Annotated in this window: 17 protein-coding genes; 1 reads left to right on the top strand and 16 read right to left on the bottom strand. The window is 60.4% G+C overall.

Translation table 11 applies throughout. The annotated features are described in order from the left end of the window. Positions 1-164: 164 nt before the first annotated feature. Positions 165-1,997 carry a peptidyl-prolyl cis-trans isomerase gene (locus tag WKF55_10495; protein ID MEJ7760002.1) on the top strand — a complete coding sequence of 611 codons (1,833 nt, stop codon included), beginning with the start codon at positions 165-167 and terminating at the stop codon, positions 1,995-1,997. A 91-nt stretch (positions 1,998-2,088) separates the two neighbouring features. Here the strand turns inward: WKF55_10495 and WKF55_10490 are convergent, their stop codons facing one another. The 16 genes from WKF55_10490 to WKF55_10415 are packed head-to-tail and all read right to left on the bottom strand — an operon-like array spanning position 2,089 to position 19,985. Then, positions 2,089-2,358: a twin-arginine translocase TatA/TatE family subunit gene (locus WKF55_10490; GenBank protein MEJ7760001.1), complete on the bottom strand. Its 270-nt coding sequence runs from the start codon at positions 2,356-2,358 to the stop codon at positions 2,089-2,091. A gap of 9 nt (positions 2,359-2,367) precedes the next feature. Then, positions 2,368-2,649: a hypothetical protein gene (locus WKF55_10485; GenBank protein MEJ7760000.1), complete on the bottom strand. Its 282-nt coding sequence runs from the start codon at positions 2,647-2,649 to the stop codon at positions 2,368-2,370. Next, positions 2,649-3,668, bottom strand: a complete 1,020-nt coding sequence (locus WKF55_10480) for a polyprenyl synthetase family protein (protein MEJ7759999.1) — start codon at positions 3,666-3,668, stop codon at positions 2,649-2,651. Before WKF55_10480 ends, WKF55_10485 begins: the two co-directional genes overlap by 1 nt. Continuing rightward, complete coding sequence (locus WKF55_10475) at positions 3,665-5,416, bottom strand: tetratricopeptide repeat protein (GenBank protein ID MEJ7759998.1); 1,752 nt, start codon at positions 5,414-5,416, stop codon at positions 3,665-3,667. The genes WKF55_10480 and WKF55_10475 overlap by 4 nt, the downstream gene beginning before the upstream one ends. A gap of 50 nt (positions 5,417-5,466) precedes the next feature. Then, the gene (gene hutI, locus WKF55_10470) at positions 5,467-6,747 is read right to left on the bottom strand and encodes an imidazolonepropionase (GenBank protein MEJ7759997.1); all 1,281 of its coding nucleotides are present in this window, start codon (positions 6,745-6,747) and stop codon (positions 5,467-5,469) included. A gap of 9 nt (positions 6,748-6,756) precedes the next feature. Beyond that, entirely contained in the window at positions 6,757-7,728 is a 972-nt protein-coding gene (locus WKF55_10465; GenBank protein ID MEJ7759996.1) for a radical SAM protein, read from the bottom strand. Further along, positions 7,729-9,462, bottom strand: a complete 1,734-nt coding sequence (hutU, locus tag WKF55_10460; GenBank protein MEJ7759995.1) for a urocanate hydratase — start codon at positions 9,460-9,462, stop codon at positions 7,729-7,731. After that, complete coding sequence (hutH, locus tag WKF55_10455) at positions 9,459-10,976, bottom strand: histidine ammonia-lyase (protein MEJ7759994.1); 1,518 nt, start codon at positions 10,974-10,976, stop codon at positions 9,459-9,461. The genes hutU and hutH overlap by 4 nt, the downstream gene beginning before the upstream one ends. Next, a complete protein-coding gene (locus WKF55_10450) occupies positions 10,969-11,985 on the bottom strand; it encodes a DUF1835 domain-containing protein (protein ID MEJ7759993.1) in 1,017 nt (338 codons plus the stop codon). Before WKF55_10450 ends, hutH begins: the two co-directional genes overlap by 8 nt. Positions 11,986-11,989: 4 nt before the next feature. Next, the gene (locus WKF55_10445; GenBank protein ID MEJ7759992.1) at positions 11,990-14,950 is read right to left on the bottom strand and encodes a putative LPS assembly protein LptD; all 2,961 of its coding nucleotides are present in this window, start codon (positions 14,948-14,950) and stop codon (positions 11,990-11,992) included. Beyond that, positions 14,947-15,801 (bottom strand): twin-arginine translocase subunit TatC, encoded by an 855-nt coding sequence (gene tatC, locus WKF55_10440; protein MEJ7759991.1) that lies wholly within the window; start codon positions 15,799-15,801, stop codon positions 14,947-14,949. Before tatC ends, WKF55_10445 begins: the two co-directional genes overlap by 4 nt. Positions 15,802-15,814: 13 nt before the next feature. Further along, on the bottom strand, positions 15,815-16,633 hold the full coding sequence (locus tag WKF55_10435; protein ID MEJ7759990.1) for a tetratricopeptide repeat protein: 819 nt from the start codon (positions 16,631-16,633) through the stop codon (positions 15,815-15,817). Continuing rightward, the gene (locus WKF55_10430; GenBank protein ID MEJ7759989.1) at positions 16,630-17,217 is read right to left on the bottom strand and encodes an OmpA family protein; all 588 of its coding nucleotides are present in this window, start codon (positions 17,215-17,217) and stop codon (positions 16,630-16,632) included. The genes WKF55_10435 and WKF55_10430 overlap by 4 nt, the downstream gene beginning before the upstream one ends. Positions 17,218-17,254: 37 nt before the next feature. Continuing rightward, entirely contained in the window at positions 17,255-18,895 is a 1,641-nt protein-coding gene (locus tag WKF55_10425) for a hypothetical protein (GenBank protein MEJ7759988.1), read from the bottom strand. Next, positions 18,892-19,599 (bottom strand): TonB C-terminal domain-containing protein, encoded by a 708-nt coding sequence (locus tag WKF55_10420; protein MEJ7759987.1) that lies wholly within the window; start codon positions 19,597-19,599, stop codon positions 18,892-18,894. The genes WKF55_10425 and WKF55_10420 overlap by 4 nt, the downstream gene beginning before the upstream one ends. After that, positions 19,596-19,985 carry a biopolymer transporter ExbD gene (locus tag WKF55_10415; protein ID MEJ7759986.1) on the bottom strand — a complete coding sequence of 130 codons (390 nt, stop codon included), beginning with the start codon at positions 19,983-19,985 and terminating at the stop codon, positions 19,596-19,598. The genes WKF55_10420 and WKF55_10415 overlap by 4 nt, the downstream gene beginning before the upstream one ends. Positions 19,986-19,994: the final 9 nt, after the last annotated feature.

Genomic DNA, 19,994 nt, shown 5'->3' with positions numbered 1-19,994 from the left:
CGCACTCGGTGCAGAATGGCTGAAGATACCGCGTGAGGAGGACTTGCGTCAATCGCACGAAGTGCCTGTGCTTCTTGCTTTTACGACCGCCGCGCCGATAATTTGCGAGGCTGTTCCACACCTCTTTTCACGCTGATTTCCCGGCCCTGTCAGGAGTAGGCCCCTTGCTGCAATCGATGCGGAGTTCCGCAAAGTACATCTGGATTTTCCTCATCATCTTTTTCGTCGGCGGCTTTCTTCTGGCCGAGACGTCAGGACTACTCGGAAGCGGCCCTGTGCGCACCAATACCGCGGTAGCGACGGTGAATGGCGAAGACATTCTCGCGACTGCCTGGTATAACGCGACTGCCGTCCTTGAACAGCAGGCAACGCAGCAGTCCGGGCGGGGAGTGTCGCTCGATGAACGCAAGCGTTTGTCAGACCAGGCGTTCGAGCAACTAGTGTCCGACGTGCTGCTGAAACAGGAATATCTGCGGCGTGGGATCAACGTCACTGACGAAGAACTGGCTGAAGCGGCAAAGTTCAGCCCGCCGCCGGAGCTTGCTCAGAGCGCGGAGCTACAGACAGATGGTCAGTTCGATCCGGAAAAATACCGGCGCTTTCTGTCCAGCGCGGCCGCGCGGCAACAGGGCATTCTGGTCCAGCTCGAGTCGTACTATCGAAACGCGGTCCCGAGGGAAAAGTTGTTCGAACAGGTGGCCGCAGATGTATACGTCAGCGATGAGCGGCTTTGGAGTATCTGGAAAGACTCCCACGATACCGCTCGGATTTCCTACGTTGCATTCAGGCCGGAGATGCTGCCGGATTCGGCAGTGAGCGTGCCCGCGTCGGAGATCAAAGATTATTACAACAGCAACAAGGAAGATTTCAACAGACCGGGCCACGCGGTCGTCTCGGTACTCGCCATTCCCCGATCGGTAACTGCGTCGGACAGCGCATCGGTGCGGAACCGCCTTGGGGCACTCCGCGCACGCATCTCTGGCGGAGAAAAATTCGAGGATGTCGCCCGCACTGAGTCCACCGACTCGGCTTCGGCCGCGAGCGGTGGCTCGCTTGGGAGCGGAGCACGCGGACGGTTTGTGCCGGCCTTCGAGGAAGCGGCTTACGCACTCGGCGTCGGCGAGATCTCGCAGCCGGTTCTTTCGCCTTTCGGCTATCACCTCATTCGCGTCGACGAGCGGAAGGGCGACACTCTGACGCTGCGACATATTCTGCTGCCAATACTCCAGGGCGATTCTGCTGCCACGGCAACTGATCGCCGCGCTGACGAGTTGGCACGACTCGCTGCCTCGACCGATAAGCCCGGGGCTTTTCAACAGGCAGCGACAAAACTCGGAATTCCGATTCAGAGAGCGTCGGTAGTCGATACCGACGCCCTCGTCATCAACGGCAAGTTCGTTCCCAGCGTTGGGCCGTGGGCGTTCCAAGGTGCAAAACCAGGCGAGACCAGTGAGCTGTTTGACGCTGAGGACGGCTACTATCTCGCCCGCCTCGACTCGGTGAACCGGGGCGGCATCGCCAGCCTGGAACAAGCCACGCCGGAAATTCGAAAGCTGCTGGGCCGAAGGCTCAAGGTTGCGAAGCTGATGCCGCGGGCAAAACAGTTTGCGGCGTCAGCAGCCGCCGCCTCACTCGAACAGGCAGCGCAGGCTGCGGCGCTGCCTGTGGCAAAGAGTCCTGCTTTCACTCGCATCAGTGGCGCGGAAGGTATTGGCCGGCTTAACGAAGCAATCGGCGCGGCGTTTTCGCTTCCCATTGGCGCTGTCAGCGGGCCGATTCAAACGTACGATGCGGTATTCGTGATTCGGGTCGACCAGCGGACCGTTGCCGATCGTGCCGTTTGGGAGAGGACGAAAGCGGCTCAGAGAACGCAGGTGGCCTCTCAGCTACGGCAGCAGAGAGTTCGCGAGTTCCTCACCAATTTGCGCGAGTCGGCCAAGGTTACCGACCGCCGCAAGGAAATCGAGGCCGCCAGCCGTCAGATCGTCGAGCAGTAGACATCGCTGTTCACACGACGCAAAAGAGGCCGCGCTGATCGCACGGCCTCTTTTCGTTGCTGGGTTCGGCCCCGCGCGGCCGATAACCCGGTTAAACGAGCCGCTTCGGCTCAGGACGCACTGCATCTTCAGGCTGAGGAGTGGTTCGTCGCGCCTCCAGCTCAGCAGCAGTGAGCCGTGACTCATAGCCGGGTGCGTCGCTCGAGTTGAGGTCGCGGGTGGCGTCATTGATATTCTTCTTGAATTCCTTGATGCCCTTCCCCATCGAGCCTGCGATCTCCGGGATTCGCTTCGCGCCAAAGAGGAGCAGAACGATCACGAGAATGATCATGATTTCGGGAAAACCTATGTTGCCGAGCATGTCTGCCTCCTAGAAGAGCGAACGGGCAATCAGGTAAGCTATCAGAACGCCCACCAGACTGAGCAAGGATACGTCGAGCGCCACCGGACCGAGCGCAAAGTTCAGGATCACCAGATCCACCGGAAGCGCGCCTACCGAAGGTGTTACCCCGGTAGTGAAGAATTCCTTCGCCGAGCCCGGCGGAAGAAATTTGCGGGCCACCTGAGTGAGGAGTCCGCCAACGATGAAACCAATTGCCAGAACGATGCCGTTGAAGACGATTCCGTGCCGGGTTGCGCTTTTTGGGGGCATTATGCGTGTCGCTCCATGACATAGGAAATAGACTCGATCAGGGCTGACCGCGCCACTGTGTCGGGTAGCCCGCTCAACGCTTCCTCCGCTTTCGCCGCATAGCGAGCGCCGCGAACACGCGCGTAGTCGAGACCGCCACTGTCGGCAACCATCCGCATAACCTCTGCGATTGGGCCATCGCGGGGCTCGCCGCCGGCAAAAAGTTTGTCCACCTTCAATCGGTTTGCGGGCGACATCTCGCGGAGCGCCGCAATCAGAGGAAGGGTCACCTTGTGCTCGCGCAGGTCGAGACCGGTTGGCTTGCCGGTGGTTTCCTCCTGCTCGGTGTAGTCGATGAGATCATCGGCGATCTGAAACGCCATTCCGAGAGATTCGCCAAACCTTGTCAAGGCCTCACAGTATCTGGCCGCCCCGCACATTGCGCCGACCGCACAGGCGGCGGACATGAGGGAGGCCGTTTTCGCCCGGATAAGACCATAATAGTCGTCTTCAGAAAACGAGAGCGGGTCGACCACTGCGAGCTGGCGCATCTCGCCGACACTCATATCGGTCGATGCGCGGGTGAGCACGCGCAAAGCTTCCAGATCGCCGGCGTCGACCAGCTTCCCCAGCGCGGTGGAGTAGAGGAAATCTCCCATGATCACCGAGATCTGGTGACTGAAGAGAGAGTTGAGCGTTGGCATGCCGCGCCGGAGTACAGAGTGATCCACAGCGTCGTCATGCACCAGCGTTGCAAGATGGATAAGTTCGACTGCTGCTGCGAGCCCGACCACCCGAGGTTCAGATTTGCCCTCGACGTCACTACAGAGAAGCACGAGCGTCGGCCGAAACATCTTGCCGCGCATTCCCATGAGGTGCTGCCCCATTTGCGCGACCAGCGGCGCGTCATGAAGCACCATCCTCTCCATCTCCATCGTTACCGAATTCAGCGGTTCACGAACTGGCTGTTGAATCCGGGCGAGCACGTCCGACGGCCGACCGGCTGTGAGAGTCGCCGGCGCAGCGCGACCGACGGTCACCGGGATGTCTGCGCCAAGGCTGATAGTCTGGCGCTGGCGTCGCGGAATCTGATATGCACGGCAATGACACGATGGTAGTACGACTCTGCCTCTTCGAGGCGGCCCAGCGCCTCGGCCGCTCGTCCGAGCAGGTAAAGAACTCCGACCAATTGACAGTCGCCCATTTGGGAATCGCGGGCGAGCCCTTGAAGAACCGCCGTCGCGACCGCCGGCTCATCCTTGTCGATGAAACATTGCCACATCGCTTCCGACGCCCGCAGCCGCTGCGCTTCGCCACGCGACGCTTTCTGAAACGATCCAATTGCTTCGTCGAGCAAACCCATTTCCCTGAAAGCAATTCCCAGATCGTAGTGGCTTTCAAAATCCGCGTTATCGACATTCCTGGAGATACCTTCCTTGAACTTGTCGAGCATCTCGCCGAAATCCTTCTGCTCGTTGTCCTCGGGCTCCTGATCGTGCGCCACCATTCTCGTGGAGGCCGGCGTGCGGTTTCGCTCCAGCCAATCGCCCAGGTCAACGAAATCGTCATCGGGAAGTCCGTTGGTTCCTTGCCTGCCGGTACGATTTGCCGTCTTTTCTGCAGTGGGGAAATCCACACTGTCGATTATCGGCGCCAGCTCGAGATGCAGAAGCTCAGCTTCAAGCTGCATTTTGTGGTCACCCCCAACCGGGTCGGCATCAGACGAGTCTTCCCATGTGCGGCTCTCGTTCGCTAGTGCCGGGTTTTCGACGTCCGGCAGAATGTAGACGAGGTCTGAAGCAGCTGCAGGCGAAGGTGCGGAGTAGACTTCTTCATCTATCGACTGAACTGACAATGGCGTAATCGCCGCGATGCGCTCGCGTTCCACAGACGTCATCCCGAGACCTTCCGGTGCACTGGGCGCCGCGGCCTCGACTTGGCGTTCCGGCACAGCCGTTGCCGCAGTGTGTTCGGATTCTTCCGTCTCAGCCGCAGGCTCGGCTTGTACAAATCCTTCCGGGATGACGCCTGCGTCGCTGCTGGTCCCGGCGCCCATAGCCTCTCCAATTGCCGCATCCGTAGCTGGCGCCCCGAGTTCAGCGGTATTGAAGTCCAGGTCGAGAAATACGAGGTCATCCTTCTTCCGCTGAGGCGGTGTCGCCGATCGCGTGGGCAGAAACGACGGGTCGATAACCTTCATGCGGTCGACAGCGGCTGTTGCCTCCACCGTCCGGCCTTCCGACTCGAGTGTTTCATACAGGAGCTGCAATTGCTCCAGTGCTTCGGGCTTACGGTCGGCACGGGCGAGCTGCTCAGCGAGCATGAGCCGTACATCGCCCTGCCCGGGGCAGAGATCCGCAAAACTCCTTGAGCGCACGGAGTGCCTCGTCCACCTTTCCGAGGCGCTGCATCCGGTCTGCGTACTCGAGGAAATTCTGGTTGGCGTCGCTATTGAAGCCTTTTTTCGCGCTGAGGATCCGAGTTTGTAGTAAATGACCGTCCGGCCTGGCGCGTATCTCAGGATCTTGTTGCACAGCGCGATAGCATTGTTGAAAAAACCGCCTTCGGCGTACAGGTCTGCAGCCTTCTCGTAATAGCCGATGGCCTGCTCGTTGTTGCCGATACGGTAGTGCAGACCGCCGACCTTGTTGTACAAGGGAACTTCGCGATCCTCTTCACCCGCACGCGTGTGGTTGAGAATCTGCTCGTAAAGCTCGAGCGGCTTTTCGTACTGTTTTTTGTTCTCGAACTCGGCGGCCTTCTTCTTGAGCTTATCGATGTTGGACATCTTGAGTGATGAGGCGTGACCAGCGGGCGCACCCGGCGTGACGACTACCGCTATGCGCTCAAGTTATCGGCAGCGCCGTAAGCGTGACAAGGTTTTCCTCGCGCCCACGTGCTCCTACAACGACGATCACCGTACCAATACGGTATCTCCCGGACATCATCTGCGTGGAAGATCGCGAGGTCGGCTGAAAAACCTGTGGCGATCTGACCTGTTTCTGCGGCGAGCCCAAGCGCTGCCGCCCCGTTCACGGTTGCGGCGATAAGAACCTCCGCTGCGCTCATGCCGAGCTGGCTCACGCCCAGAGTGAGGATGAGGGGAAAGTTGAACGTCGGTGAAGTGCCGGGATTGAAGTCGGTTGCCAGCGCCACCGCCGCGCCAGCGTCGATGAGACGGCGCGCAGGCGCCTGCCTGTGCTTGCCGAGGAACAGCATTGTGCCGGGAAGAAGCGTTGCGACCGTGCCGGAGGTTGCGATTGCCTCGATACCGGCTGCCGAAATCGAGGCGAGGTGGTCCGCAGAGATAGCGCCCAGCTCGGCGGCCAGTTCGGCACCACCGTAGGGTTCGAGCTCATCGGCGTGGAGTTTCAGCCCGAGGCCGGCCGATCTGGATGCTGTGAGGATAGAACGTGTTTCGGCGATTGTGAACACACCGGGCTCGCAGAACACATCAGCGAAGCGAGCCAGCTTATCGCGGGCGACCACTGGGAGCAATTCATTCAACAGAAGGGCTACGTAATCGGAGCGACTCCTGTCAGCCCCCCGATGATCGAGCGGAATCTCGTGGGCTCCAAGCCACGTCGGTATGAGGCGCATCGGCAGTGCTTCGCTAAGACGCCTGACAACGCGCAGCGATTTGAGCTCGTCATCGACCGATAGTCCGTAACCGGACTTCACTTCAATGGTCGTCGATCCATACGAAGCGAGCCTGCGCAGGCGCGGCAGTGCAAGTGCATAAAGGTCGTCTTCGCTCCGCGCACGCAGATCCGCAACGGATGAGTGGATTCCACCGCCACGCCGCGCAATAGCCATATAATCCGCACCCGCAGCGCGCTGCTCATGTTCTTCGTACCGCGCTCTGCCAAAAAGCGCATGGGTATGCGAGTCCACCAGTCCGGGGGTGATCACCGTATTCGCACAATCAATGCGCGTAGCGTCCGGAAATTCACGCTCCAGATCTGCCTGCGAACCCACCGCCGCGATGCGCTCGTTTTCAATCGCGATTGCGGTCCCGGTCAGTACTCCCGCCTCGCCCATTTCAATCCCGCGACGACCACGCGCAGGACCCGCGCACGTCACAACCTGCGCGGCGTTTACGAAGAGGATCTGACTCAATGTCCGGAGCTATGCCATGACATCGCGAATGCGCGACAGCCGTAGTGGCGCCTGCGCTTCGCCGCGGCAGGCATAATAGCATGCGTTACAGTCTATCGGTCGATATTTCCGAAACTCGCTCCAGTGAAAATCGGTGGCGAAGTCCGGACAGCGCTTGACGTGTCCGGTGGGATCGACGTGGATCGTGCGCATTCCGGAGCGACACGGCTCCATTGCTTCGCCGCGAACATAGCGGGGAATCTGCTCGAGGTAGTAATCCGAGTTCGTGATCACTCCCCGCTTTCGCCGTTTGAACGCCAGCAACTCTTCGATCACCGCTTCCAGCTCCGGGACCCGCGACTGAGCGATGAGACCATCGCGGCTGCCATTCTTGGAATCCGTATACGAGCTGAAGTTGACCCCGCAGCCGAGCTGCTCGGCACGTGTGACGATAGGCATCAACTGATCCAGGTTGGAATCCTTTATCACCGTGTTGAAGCGGATGCTGTCGATGCCGATTGTGCGCATACGCGGGATGACATCGAAGATCTTTGCCGAAAGTCCGGGAATGCCGCGAGCGGTGTCGTGGCGTTCGTCGAGAAAATCGAGGGAGAAATTGAACTGGTGAATGCCCGCGTCCCACAGTGACTTGGCGCGTTCGATCGTCAGCATGCCGCCGTGTGTAAGAAGCGTCGAGTATTGTACGCTGACGGCATCGCTCACCGATGAGACGATGTCTTCAAGATCACGGCGGAGAGTCGGCTCACCCCCCGTATACGTGATCATCATCGGATTGAAGAACCTGGCGGCGTCGACAAAGCTCTTGAGTTCATTCGCCCGCGCCGATGGTTCTGTCTTCCAGTAGTCGCAGAAACCGCACCGCGCATTGCACCGAAGCGTGACCTCGAAATGAACGAGAATGGGCTTGTTGACGACGGTCAGATATGCGTACTTCGCGAGAAATACGGGAACATGCCAGGGTTTGAACTTGCTCGACAGCATTCAGCTTTTCTGATCGGGAGCTGGCAGAGGCGGCATCGGCAGAATTATGCCGTGGGCATTTGCGGTTTCGATTGCAGCCTTGTATCCGGCGTCAGCATGACGCGCGACACCAATGCCGGGATCGTTGGTCAGAACACGCTCGAGTCGCAGCCGCATTTCAGCGCTTCCGTCCGCGACAATGACCTGCCCGGCGTGCAGGGAGTTGCCAATCCCGACGCCGCCACCGTGGTGGAACGACACCCACGAGGCACCGCTGGCGACGTTCAACATTGCGTTGAGAATTGCCCAGTCGGCGATGGCGTCGCTGCCATCGCGCATTCCTTCCGTTTCCCTGAATGGCGAGGCAACGCTGCCGGTATCCAGATGATCGCGGCCTATCACCACTGGTGCCGAAAGTTCTCCAGACGCTACGAGATCGTTGATGGCAACCCCGAACCGCGCTCGCTCGCCCTGTCCGAGCCAGCAGATCCGGGCGGGAAGACCCTGAAAGCTGATTCTTTCACGCGCGAGTGTAATCCATCGCCTCAAGTGCTCGTCGGCCGGGAAGAGATCGAGCACCAGGTCGTCCGTTCTTGCGATATCTGCCGGATCACCCGAGAGCGCAACCCAGCGGAACGGACCCTTCCCTTCGCAGAAAAGTGGTCGCACATACTCAGGGACAAAGCCCGGAATGCTGAACGCGTCGTCGACGCCGGCATCGAATGCCACAGTTCGTATGTTGTTGCCATAATCGAACGTGATGGAGCCCATCCGCTGAAGCGCGAGCATCGCCGTTACGTGGACTACCGCCGAGGCCGTTGATAGCTCCACATACCCGTCCGGATCGGCCGTACGCAGTGCGAGGGCTTCACTCAGCGGCATCCCCGCCGGCACGTAACCGTTCAGCATGTCGTGGGCGCTCGTTTGATCTGTCAGTACGTCGGGAATCCTTCCACGCGCGACCAGCTCGGGAATGACATCCGCTGCATTCCCAACCAGGCCAACGGCAAGCGCCGCGCGGTGGTCCAGCGCAACGTCCAGCCATGCCAGAGCTTCTTCGAGACTACCGGTCTTGCGGTCGCAGTACCCGGTGCCGATCCGCTTGTCTACGCGGGATTCATCAACCTCGATCGCGAGCACAGCGGCACCCTGCATCGTCGCCGCAAGCGGTTGCGCACCGCCCATCCCACCGAGGCCTGCCGTGACTACCAGTCGCCCGGCCAGGGTTCCGCCGAAGTGCCGCTCCGCTACTGAGCCGAACGTTTCGTACGTACCCTGAACGATTCCCTGTGAACCGATATATATCCAGGAACCAGCAGTCATCTGTCCATACATCGTGAGGCCCATCCGCTCCAGTTCACGGAACTTGTCCCACGTTGCCCACCTTCCCACCAGATTGCTGTTGGCGATCAGAACCCGTGGTGCCGACGTATGCGTTCGGAATACCGCAACGGGCTTGCCGCTCTGGACGATCAGCGTTTCGTCGTCCCCAAGCACGCGCAGCGATCGCACTATTGCGTCGAACGACTCCCAGTTGCGCGCGGCCTTGCCCGTTCCGCCATATACGACAAGCTCCTCGGGACGCTCAGCGACATCCGGATCGAGATTGTTCATCAGCATCCGAAGGGCAGCTTCCTGCTGCCACCCCCGGCACGATATCTCGCGGCCACGGGGTGATCTGACGGGCGCGCGACGCGATATCGTCACGCCGTTCGGTGCGGGCACCCCTTCCGTAATCGTGCCATCAGCAATCACGTGTTGAACCCGCCGCTTTCAATGGCTGAGGCAAGAGCCGCAATGTCGCCGCTCAACGCCCGGTCGTCGTCGAGATGCGAGACGGTCGATCGCACCGTATTGTGCGCCCTCTGCATCCTGGGGCCCGGTTTAACCGGCGCGCGAAAGTCCAACGCCTGCGCAGCGCACATCAGCTCGATAGCGAGCACATTTCTCACGTTGCCAATGATGCGCCGCGCCTTCCAGGCCGCGCCCATCGACATTGGTACAACGTCCTCCCTGTTCCCGTCGGTGGGAATCGTGTCAACCGTAGCGGGATGCGACAACACTTTGCATTCACTGGCGAGTGCGGCCGCGGTAACCTGAGCCATCATGAAACCGGAGTTGACCCCCGCATCTGCCGAAAGGAAGGCAGGCAATCCTTGGTTGAAATCAGGATGTACCAGGCGGTCAATCCGCCTCTCAGCGATGGTTGCGAGGTTGGTCATGATAATGGCGAGGAAGTCGAGCGCCATCCCCACCGCCTGCCCGTGAAAATTGCCGCCGCTCAGTGTTTCGCCGTTCTCGAACACGAGTGGATTGTCGGTGGCGGCGTTCAGCTCGCGCGTGACGATATCTGCAATCCAGTCGAGCGCGTCCAGAACAGGCCCGTGAACCTGGGGCATGCATCGAAGGCAGTACGGATCCTGCACCCTCGGATCGCCAAACCGATGGGATTCCCTGAGCGCGCTATCCGCCAATAGATCGCGAAGAAGTGCTGCCGACCGGCGCTGTCCGGACTGCCCCCTTGCGTCGTGAATCCGCTCATCGAACGCAACTGGAGTTCCAAGCAATGCTTCGAGAGACATCGCGCCGGCGACATGCGCCGTTTGCCAGAGCGTTCGCGCGTCGGCAACAGCAAGGGACGCGATCGCGGTATGCGCCTGTGTGCCATTGATGAGAGTGATTCCTTCTTTGGGTCCAAGCTGGAGAGGCTCGAGACCGTTGTCGCGGAGGGCGCGTGCCGCGTCACGCGCCGGATTTTCGTCCTGGCACAGCGTGCCTTCCCCAATAAGTGCTAGTCCGAGGGCTGCGAGCGGTGCAAGATCCCCGCTTGCCCCCACGCTGCCTTGCTCGTGCACCAGTGGGTAAAGACCGGCGTTCAACATGCCGATCAGCAGATCGACCAGCGCGGGCCTCGCGCCGGAGAATCCCTTCGCGAGCACATTGGCCCGAAGCAGCATCATTGCGCGCACTTCGCGTTGCGGCAGAAACGGACCTACCCCCGCCGCATGGCTGCGAACGAGGTTCACCTGCAGCTCGGCTAGCCGGTCGCGCGGGATGGCTATCTCGGAAAGCTTGCCGAATCCGGTAGTAACGCCGTAAACCACATCGCCCCGCTCGACGATGCCGGCAATGACGAGTTGCGTGTTCCGCATTTTCGATCGCGACCCGGGCCCAAGGGTTACTCCAGCTCCGCCATCAGACACGGCACGCACGCCTTCGATGTCCAGCGAGTTCCCATCGATCTCGATGCTGGAAACGCCCTCAGCCATTCACGCCGCTCTCGCGCATTCGAAGTGTCTCCGCATCTGAATCCCACCGCCAGGGTGAATTTCTACCCTGAAGATGGACGCCGCCAAGCCACCGGTCGGCACCCCCCATGTCGATCCAGTCGCGCCCGCCCGCGAGAACCGAGCGTCCTGCCTCCGTCAGGGCAACCTGCGCGTTTCGAAATGCCGCCGAATCCTCACCATCGCGAGGATAGCGGATCCGGTCGCCCGAGGCATATGAAACGAGCGGCTCAGGCTTCGCGCTCATGCGCTCCAGGTAACCCGCCACCGCCATGTCACCGCAGAAGACACGGGCTTCGCGCTGCGAAACGCGTTTGAACAGTTCCGAAAATCCAAGAGGTCCGCCGGAGACCGCTTCCAACAGTTGTGACTCCGATCGCGACAATCCGTTTCGCGCGGACGGAAATTCTTCGAGTGCCCGGAAAAATGCGTCACGAAGAAATGGCAGCGGGGTCGTATCACCGCGGATGAACAACTCTACATCCTGCAGATCGGAGGACGTAAACGCACGCCACGCATCCCGGCCGACCTTGAGCATCTCCCCGGTGACCGGAGCGCGCTTTTCGAAAAGCGATGGGTAATCCTCAACAGCGGTATTGCCGAGGTAACCTTCGATGCAGACAATATCGAGGCGAGGATGGGTCTCGCTCGAGTCCCCGGACCAGTTGGCCGAGAAGAAATCGAGCAGCTGAATAAGCTGCAGCTGATCGTACAGGTCCCATTCGAACCAGAGCACTACCTGGTCGTAGCAGTCAAAGCGCATCAGCGTCGAGTCGCGCTCGGCGAAATCCGCACGAATCCGGGCGGCCTCACCCAGCCCTTCGCCAGCAAGGAAGTCGGCGCGCACCAGGCTAAGCTGCGTAAGGGGCAATCGCGGGACCGGCCCCTCATGGAGGATGTCGCGCCACGCAAGCACATCGCCGGCGATCCCCGAGGCCCTGATCAGATCTCCTGCACAGTCACCGTTGGTGATGTGTAGAATCGATTGCATCGCGCTACTGTCCGGATTGCCGGTAGGTCTGCCTGTCGTAGTTGAACTTTATGTCTGGCTGCGCGGTCAAGGCGATGAAGAAGTTGAACGCGAAGTTACCGTTCGGACCTTTGGTAAACGCGAAAATGGTGCGCCAGTCATGCAACTCGCGCTGTAACGTCACCGTCTGACTCCCGAACTGCGCGGCCTGAAAATCGTAGTTAGTGCCCCACGACGCTGACCACTTCGGCGTGATGTTGAAGCTCATCTGCGAGTTGAGATTCTCTCGCGACGGGGTCCGTATGAATGGCCCCCCTGCCGTAAGACGATCTACCGGAACCGCACCCACCGGGTTGGTCTGCTGAGTAAGCACACACTGGTCGAAGACGAAGGGATTGCCGACAAATGGCTGACATCGGGTCCGCGGGTCATCGTCGATGACGACGCCGTTACCGGTCGGCGCGCGTTGACGCGACGAGCTGAACGTAAACGAAGCCTGCCATCCTTGTGTCTCGGGAATTCCAAACTGCCGGTTCCCGATCGAGCTTCCAGCAACTGGCGTTGAAGCAATACGCTGGACGAGCGCGTCATCTGCGCTCCGCTCCAGGCGCTCGATCTGCGGATTGGGCTGCGGCACCGCGCGGCCCAGGATACGATTGATGGCAGCGAAGATTCCCGACTGGTTGTTGAATGACAGCGACGCGTTGATGCCAGTCCGAAACGGTTTGAACAGCGCCGTGTCGCTGAGCACGCTTCCCTCGAACAGGGAGTACTGTACGCCTAACCGAAAGCTGGGCAGAAGCTCGGATGTCACGTCATAGCTGAACTGATCGGTTGTAAAGCCAGACCTGCCCGTGGCGCGCTTCAACTCGAAGTCGTATGTCAGAGGTGAGAAAGTGAGCGCCAGCAGCTTCACCTTCTTCGCCTCGGCCGTAGAGCTCGTGTCCTTCGTCCTCAGCTTTGCCTCGAGCGTCTGTGCGAGTTGCAGCGTGACCTGATTCGCGGCAAGTGAGCCGATGTAGTTGCGCGGGTTCTCATTCAGCGCCGCGAGAAACTCATTGCTAACCTGCGCCGCGGGCGCATACCGATAGCTAAGGACGGGCGATATTGAATGCCTGAAGCGGGTGACTCCGCCAAAACCCGGGAAGAGACCGAACACCGTGGGAGCTGCCGAAGCGCCGTAGCTCAATCGCTTTGACTGATTAACGAAGCGCCCGCCGGTAAGTTGAGTGCGAACCCAATAGCCACGGGGATCTACGTTCGTCAGACCGATGCTCGGCGCCAGGTTGAACGTGCCTTGCAGCAGCGTCGGCAGCGCGAACGAAGTCTCGAAATCAACCTCGGTACTGTACGTCTTGCCGAAAATCCGGTTGGTCGTGCGGGTCGGGTCCGGGGGATCGATGATTGGTATGGTTATCGGCGCCGTGTTTTCGAGATCCGACACCCGAAAAGAGTTCTGTAAGGTGAAGCCGAAGATCTTGAAGGGCGTTCCGATCGACAGCCGGGTTGCCCGGGAATCGCCGCGAACCCGGACGGTGTCCGGAACACCGTTCCTGTCGTCGTCGGCTCCCGTGAACCGGAATCCAAGCGGGCCTGTCACGTCCACCTTCAGCTGTTGTGCATTGGTGACATTTAGTGACGGCGTCCACTCCAGCCACCGGGCGAGCTCCAGCGTCGGTGTGCTGAGGCTGAAATTGGGGAAATCCCGACTTACTTCCTCGCGCCCCGGATACTGCCGCTGACTTCCACCGAGGCTGAGCGATGCCGGTCCCAGTTTCTGCTGATAGTTCGCCTGACTCTGAATTGTCGCAAGCACCTGACGCGGATCGAACGTGTTCTGACGTTGCAGCACGGTGCTGGTTACATAATTGATATCGGTCGTCAGACTCGATGTCTGAGAGAAATTCTGCTGGTGTCCCCACGAGTATGCCGTGTTTTTCTGCCCGTCACGCTGCGCCAGCCGCGAAACCGCCAGCCGACCGGTCAGGAAACGATCGAGCCAGCGATATCTCCATTCTCCGTTAACCCTCACCCAACCCGGATCGCCGTCCGATGCACCTGCTCCACTCCGCCAGTCGAGCGAAACCTGACCGTCCATATAATCGCTGTATGCGAAGTAGTAACCAATGTTCTCCACATGGCGGCGGTAGGTGGGACTGTTTCGAAAGAGCTCGCTGACGCCGAACCGCGGTGTCAGTATCCCGCTTCGCCTTCCCGATCGCATGTCCTGGAAGATGAATGGCAACCACATCACCGGGATGTCCCCGATGTACAGCACCGCGGGGCGCGCAACCATGATGTTTCGCGACACGAGCTTGATTTCCTTTGCCTGGAACCGGTAATCCGGAATCGAGTCGTCACAGCTGGTAATCGAGCCGCCACGGACATAGTAAGAAGGCTGCCGTCCTCTCGTAGTGTCGAGAACGAAGGCAGTCTGCATCCCCCCGACGAACCACTTCTGTCCCGTCCCTTCAATGGCCGTGCTGATATTCGTCACGCTGCCGCGGCGGGCAACGATGTCGTAGCGCAGCTGGCCGAGCGCGACCACATCGGATGCGGAGCCTTGCGAAGGATCCCTGAGTATCAGCGTATCGCCGCGTGCAAGGACGATCTTTGTCGAATCATTGTAGGTGATGGTATCACCCACGAGGAGGGTCGTCCCGCGCCCGACGGCGGCAGGCCCTCCCTCCAGATAGAGAGTGCGCGACCTGGCGTTGAAAGTCACTTTCACGCCCTGGTATCGGGTAACCGAATATCCGGGTCGATCGAGAAGCGCTCTCGTCACCGAGTCGGCTTCCGCCCATTCAATCAGCTTGCGCGCCGCCGCCGAATCGACGCGAAGTGTATCTCCCGCGACACGGCGGATTGTATCGTCGGGGGTCGGCCGCGCGCTTTGCGGCACGACAGGCCGGACCGGCCGCGTTGGCTGTGCGTAGGCAGCGCAGGGCAGGATCAATAACCCGAGCACGACCAGCAAGCGCCTCATAGATCCACTCCCAGTCGGCGTGGCTCACGTCCTCCGGTTCCCGTAACGAGTCCCATCTCGCGGTCAGCCTCACGACGAGCTTCAAGCTCGGCAGCCAGGGCCCGCTTGCGGCGCCGCCTCGTTACTGCGTACGAAAGTACAAGCCCCAGCTCGAACAGCAGGTAAAGCGGCCCGGCGAGCGCGAACAGCGTCGTGGGGCTCGCATCGGGGGTGATGAATGCCGAAGCAATCACACATACCACAATGGCATGACGCCGGTACTTCGAGAGTGTCTGCGGATTGACGATTCCAAGTACGGTCAGCAGCAGGATGGCAATCGGAAGCTCGAAGGCAATTCCGAAAGCAAGCATCATGCTGAACGCGAAATCGAAGTACTGGGTCGCTTCGATCATCGGCGTAAGCGAAGCCGACTCGAACCCGTGAAAAAAGCGCAGCGTGAATGGCAGGACAATTTTGAAGCAAAGCGCGACTCCCCCCAGGAACAGGGCGACCATTCCAAACGCTGTGGGAATGATGATGCGCTTCTCGTGCGAGTGCAGCGCCGGCGCAAGAAAGCCCCAGAGCTGATACCCTATTACCGGCGTCGCCAGCAACATGCCGGTGATGAGCGAAGCATTCAGAATGATTTTGAACGATGTTCCCGGGTGGGTATACACGAGACTGCCGTTTTTCAGGTACGGCTTGATCGGCTGTGCGAGCAACCCTACCAGGTCCAGACGTTTCTGAGACAGAACAACAAACGATACGACCACCCCGAGAAGAATGGCCCCCGCAATCCAGAAAAGCCGGTGCCGCAGCTCCTCGAGGTGATCGAGAAACGGCATTTCAATTTCACGCGTGGCACCCGCCATGACGCTCAAACCGTCAGGAGAGGAGCCGCAGCCGTTCGCGCGCCAGGTCAGCCTCGTCCGACTGCGGATAACTGCGAATCACCTCGTTGAACAGTCTTCGTGCGCTTGTGGTACGGCGAGCTGTCTGGGCCATCACAGCGCGCTTGTACAGCGCGGTCGGCGCGCGAATGGATGACGAGTACTTAGCGCCCACCAGCGCATATGCCGAATCCGCTGCGGCAGCATTTCCCTCGGCCGCGTATGCCTCTGCCAGATAGAACTGCGCATCGTCCGCAATATCCGATTCGGGAAACCGGCGGAGAAGATCGCTGAATGCGGCCCGGGCCGCCCTGTTACCGCCCCGGGACTGCTGGTCGCGACCAAGCTGGAACAGCTCGTTCGGTCCCGGAGCATCTTCCACTGGCGGCACGACAACCGGAGTCGACGTCTCCGCTGTCGGCAACGGCGACGATTGCGCCTGCGGCTGGCGGTTGCGCTGCTCGAGCGTGGCCCGCATTTCCTGCAACCGCCGCTGGCTTTGCCCACTTATCTCCTGAACCTGCAGGATGTCCTGTCGCAGCGCGCGAATCTCACTCTGCGACTCAGCGCGGACACGGCTCAGTCTCGTGCCAAACGCGGCGAGGCTGTCGTTGATCGCCCGCAGCGAACCGAGTATCTGGACGATCTGTGTGACGCGAACCGAATCCGCGGCTGCGTTATCGGTGCGAACCACGTTTACCTCTTCCCGCAGATCGTCCATCTGGCCGATGGACGCAAAGCACCCTGTGGCCGAGGCTACGACCGCCGCCAAAAGAAAAAACTTGGCCTGCCTGGCCTGATCCCGCATCGTCATCCCCCGGCGATAATCTCGAATTCTACACGCCGGTTGAGGGCGTATGCCTCTTCGTTGCGGCCTTCGACAGCCGGCCGCTCCTCTCCAAGCGTGACTATTTCAACCCTTGCCTCATCCACGCCAAGCGCAGCCAGATACCGCTTCACTTCGGCTGCCCTGCGCAAGCCTAACGCGAGGTTGTACTCGTCGGAGCCCTGGGAGTCCGCATGTCCGGTGATTCTGATCCGCATGTTCGGGTGTCGCAGCAGCACCGGCGCTTTCGCCTCCACCGCTGCCTGCGATTCGTCGGCCAGGGTCGATTCCTCGAGGTCGAAATAGATCGTCGCAACCATTGCGGATCGCTCACTGGATGTGACGGGAGCCGTCGTTGCCGGTCCGGCAGCCGCTGCTACAGCTGCTGCCGCTGAGGCAGCGGCACGCGCCGCCTCGGCCCGTGCGACGCTGTCCTGCCTCGTTTGCTCGCGGAGCAGACTGTCGGCATTGATGCGGCGAGGCGCAGGCGCGTTCTTCGGCTTTCTGGAGCACCCGGCGATTGCGACGGCCGCGATGAATGCAATTCCGGCTACGCGGGCGAGAACGAACATTGACTGCCTCCAGTAAGATGTTGGTTGCCGCCGCTCATCACTGAGCCTTCACGAGGGGCGACCAGGCTGAAAGCCGCGCGCCGGCGTTGCGCGTGAGCTGCCGAAAACGGCCGGACTCCGTGTCGAGAATCCAGATCTGCTTGGATCCTCCACGGGTTGAAGAGATAGCGAGATGCCTGCCGTCCGGAGCCCAGGAGGGGCCTTCGTTCTCGCCTTCGCTCGTCAGCCGTCGCGGTTCCTTGTCCCGAATATTGATCATCCATACCTGAAAGTCGCCATTTTGCTGCTCGTACGCGACTGCGCGTCCATCGGGCGACCAATCCGGCGCTGCCCGGTAACTGCGCACACCCGGAGTGAATGGCGTCAACAGTTCGAGGTTCGCTCCATCGGTGTCGATAGTGTAAATCTGCGGGAAGCGCGATCGTGTGGAGAAAAAGGCAATCTGACGGCCGTCAGGGCTGAATGTCGGCGATCCGTTGTCCGTTCCGCGGCCAAACGTCAGCCTCTGCGTCACCGACTCGTCTTCCACGCTGACCATCATCAGGTCGGTTCCGTTCTCGGTACTTGTCGCATACACGACGTGTCGCCCATCGTGTGAATACACGGGCGTGATATTGAGCCCCCCGCCACCGATCTTATTGGTTCTGCCGCTGACGACGTTGATCTCCTCCAGCTGAGTTCCCGCGCCTCCATCCAGAAATCTGGAATAGACGATTTTCTCACCGTTGGGATGCCAGGACGGTGAGAGTGAAAGCCCGCGCTTCGTCAACGGCCGGTCGTTGGCACCATCGGAGTCGACAACGCGAATGAGCCCACCATGTACATATGCCAGGCGGGACGCCGCGATACCGCCGCGACCGGTGATCCACCGTTCTATCTCATCACTTATTCTATGGACTCCCATACGTTCGCCTTCCGCCGCGGCGGTGCGCGCCGCGCTGTCCTGCCTCGCCATGCCTTCTGCGCCACGAGTGATCGATACCGCCACTGAATCCCTGCGGTCCTCCTCCCAGCGCGCCAGACCTCGCCTCACGTATGCGGTGGCGGTCGAATCACGACGCAGGGAATCGCGCACAATGAAACGCCGGGCCCGCGTGTCCTTTTTGAGTGGCGGCTTTCTCATGATCGCTGCGCGGGCTCGGAGCCGGCGTTGCACTGAATCGCGTAGCAGCCTTTCCCTCGCCGTTGTCGCAGTCGAAACGGATTCGACCAGATCCGCATCACGATTTGGCGGAATGCCGGACACGCGGAAATCCTGCGACTGCAGGCGCCGCTTTGCGCTTACATCATAAAGCGTCACCCGAAAACCGGAACCTATTCGCGTTGCCTGAACGATGGCCGCGATACCCAGGCTCGAGAACAACGAATAATTGTATCCGTTCGCCTGAACGGGCATCATGCCTCGCATCGTTGCATCGTCGAGAACGATGGGCGTCACACGGTCGCCATAGTCGAGATCACGATGGATGATCGTGCGGACCGAGTCGCCGGAGGTGGTATCCACCGGCATTACAAGCACCTTCGGGCTTGTGCCACGTGGATAGCTGAGGCCGAGACGAACCCCTGGCTGCGGAGTTTGAGGCGGCGGCGGAAGCGTGTCCTGACCGCAGGCGCGTGTGCTGACAACAGCTGCTGCAACCAGTACGACAGCAGCAAGAGAATAAGTGCGTGGATTCATCTGAGGAAACGGGGGTCAAAGCTGAACACTACGGGCAGTGCATCATCACGGAATCCCTCGGGCAGCGCGCCGAACTCGCGCGCAGCTGCTTCGACCGCGCCTTGTGCCTCGAGGTCGAAAGCGTAGGACCCGGACCGCGTGATAAATCCAATTCCGATGACAGAACCGTCACGGCGAATCACGAATCTAACCTCCGCACGCAGACCGGTGTTCGCGTCCGCCGGATTGAAACGGAGAGCGATTTGCCGGACGATGTTGTTGAGATACCCTGGGAAGGGGAAATCGATTCCCTCCGTCTGTACCGTCGCGACGTCGGTGCCCTTGCCGCCAATCGGACCACCGCCGGCCCGCGGCGCAGCCGTCTTTGGCGTCGCGACTGCCGGCCGTTCAACGGGTGTAGCGCGCGGCAGTGTTTTTTGCGGAGCGGATTTTGGCGTCGGGATGACAGATTGCTTTGGGGGAACCGGCGCGGGGGGTTCGACCACCGGTGGAGTCAGCGGGCGCGTAACAGGCTCTGGCTGGACTTCACCAATGGCTCTCGGCCCGGGAGGCGCAGCGACAATATCCACTTTGTAAATCGGCGGCATCGCCTGCGGGACGCCCTTCTTGAAACCCACGAGCGCGAGAGCGGCAACCGAGAGATGAAGCGTCAGCGAAACACCGATCGGGCCCGAGAGCCGAGCCCGCCCTGCAGCGGCAATCACTGACGCTCCCCTTCCGGCTCTGCGACGAGGCCTACATCGGCGACTCCGCTTGCCCGCATCACCGCGAGGACTTTCACAACCGAGCCATAAGGCACGCCTTCATCGGCGCGGAGGTAGACACCATCCTTCCCACGCGCAGACGCGAGCGCTTTGAACGTCGCGCGAAATTCCGGAAAAGTGAGAACGGTCTCATCGACATGAACTTTGCCGGCGCGATCGACTGTAACGACCAGCCCGCTCTTCGTTTCCAGCGGGCGTGCCTCGGCCTTCGGGAGCGCGACATCGATGCCGCCCTGCATGATGGGAGCGGTAATCATGAAGATCACCATCAACAACATCATCACGTCGATCAGGCTGACGACGTTAATCTCTGCGTTGAGCTGCATCCTTTCCCG

Source organism: Gemmatimonadaceae bacterium (assembly GCA_037721215.1).
Taxonomy (GTDB): Bacteria; Gemmatimonadota; Gemmatimonadetes; order Gemmatimonadales; family Gemmatimonadaceae; genus UBA4720.
This window is presented reverse-complemented; position numbering and strand designations above follow the sequence as displayed.

What these genes read in the sequence shown, in the direction of transcription:
- WKF55_10490 (MEJ7760001.1), bottom strand. Translation starts at nt 2,358, where the DNA reads ATGCTCGGCAACATAGGTTTTCCCGAAATCATGATCATTCTCGTGATC.
- WKF55_10485 (MEJ7760000.1), bottom strand. Translation starts at nt 2,649, where the DNA reads ATGCCCCCAAAAAGCGCAACCCGGCACGGAATCGTCTTCAACGGCATC.
- WKF55_10475 (MEJ7759998.1), bottom strand. Translation starts at nt 5,416, where the DNA reads ATGTCCAACATCGATAAGCTCAAGAAGAAGGCCGCCGAGTTCGAGAAC.
- WKF55_10465 (MEJ7759996.1), bottom strand. Translation starts at nt 7,728, where the DNA reads ATGCTGTCGAGCAAGTTCAAACCCTGGCATGTTCCCGTATTTCTCGCG.
- hutH (MEJ7759994.1), bottom strand. Translation starts at nt 10,976, where the DNA reads ATGGCTGAGGGCGTTTCCAGCATCGAGATCGATGGGAACTCGCTGGAC.
- WKF55_10450 (MEJ7759993.1), bottom strand. Translation starts at nt 11,985, where the DNA reads ATGCAATCGATTCTACACATCACCAACGGTGACTGTGCAGGAGATCTG.
- WKF55_10445 (MEJ7759992.1), bottom strand. Translation starts at nt 14,950, where the DNA reads ATGAGGCGCTTGCTGGTCGTGCTCGGGTTATTGATCCTGCCCTGCGCT.
- tatC (MEJ7759991.1), bottom strand. Translation starts at nt 15,801, where the DNA reads ATGGCGGGTGCCACGCGTGAAATTGAAATGCCGTTTCTCGATCACCTC.
- WKF55_10435 (MEJ7759990.1), bottom strand. Translation starts at nt 16,633, where the DNA reads ATGACGATGCGGGATCAGGCCAGGCAGGCCAAGTTTTTTCTTTTGGCG.
- WKF55_10430 (MEJ7759989.1), bottom strand. Translation starts at nt 17,217, where the DNA reads ATGTTCGTTCTCGCCCGCGTAGCCGGAATTGCATTCATCGCGGCCGTC.
- WKF55_10425 (MEJ7759988.1), bottom strand. Translation starts at nt 18,895, where the DNA reads ATGAATCCACGCACTTATTCTCTTGCTGCTGTCGTACTGGTTGCAGCA.
- WKF55_10415 (MEJ7759986.1), bottom strand. Translation starts at nt 19,985, where the DNA reads ATGCAGCTCAACGCAGAGATTAACGTCGTCAGCCTGATCGACGTGATG.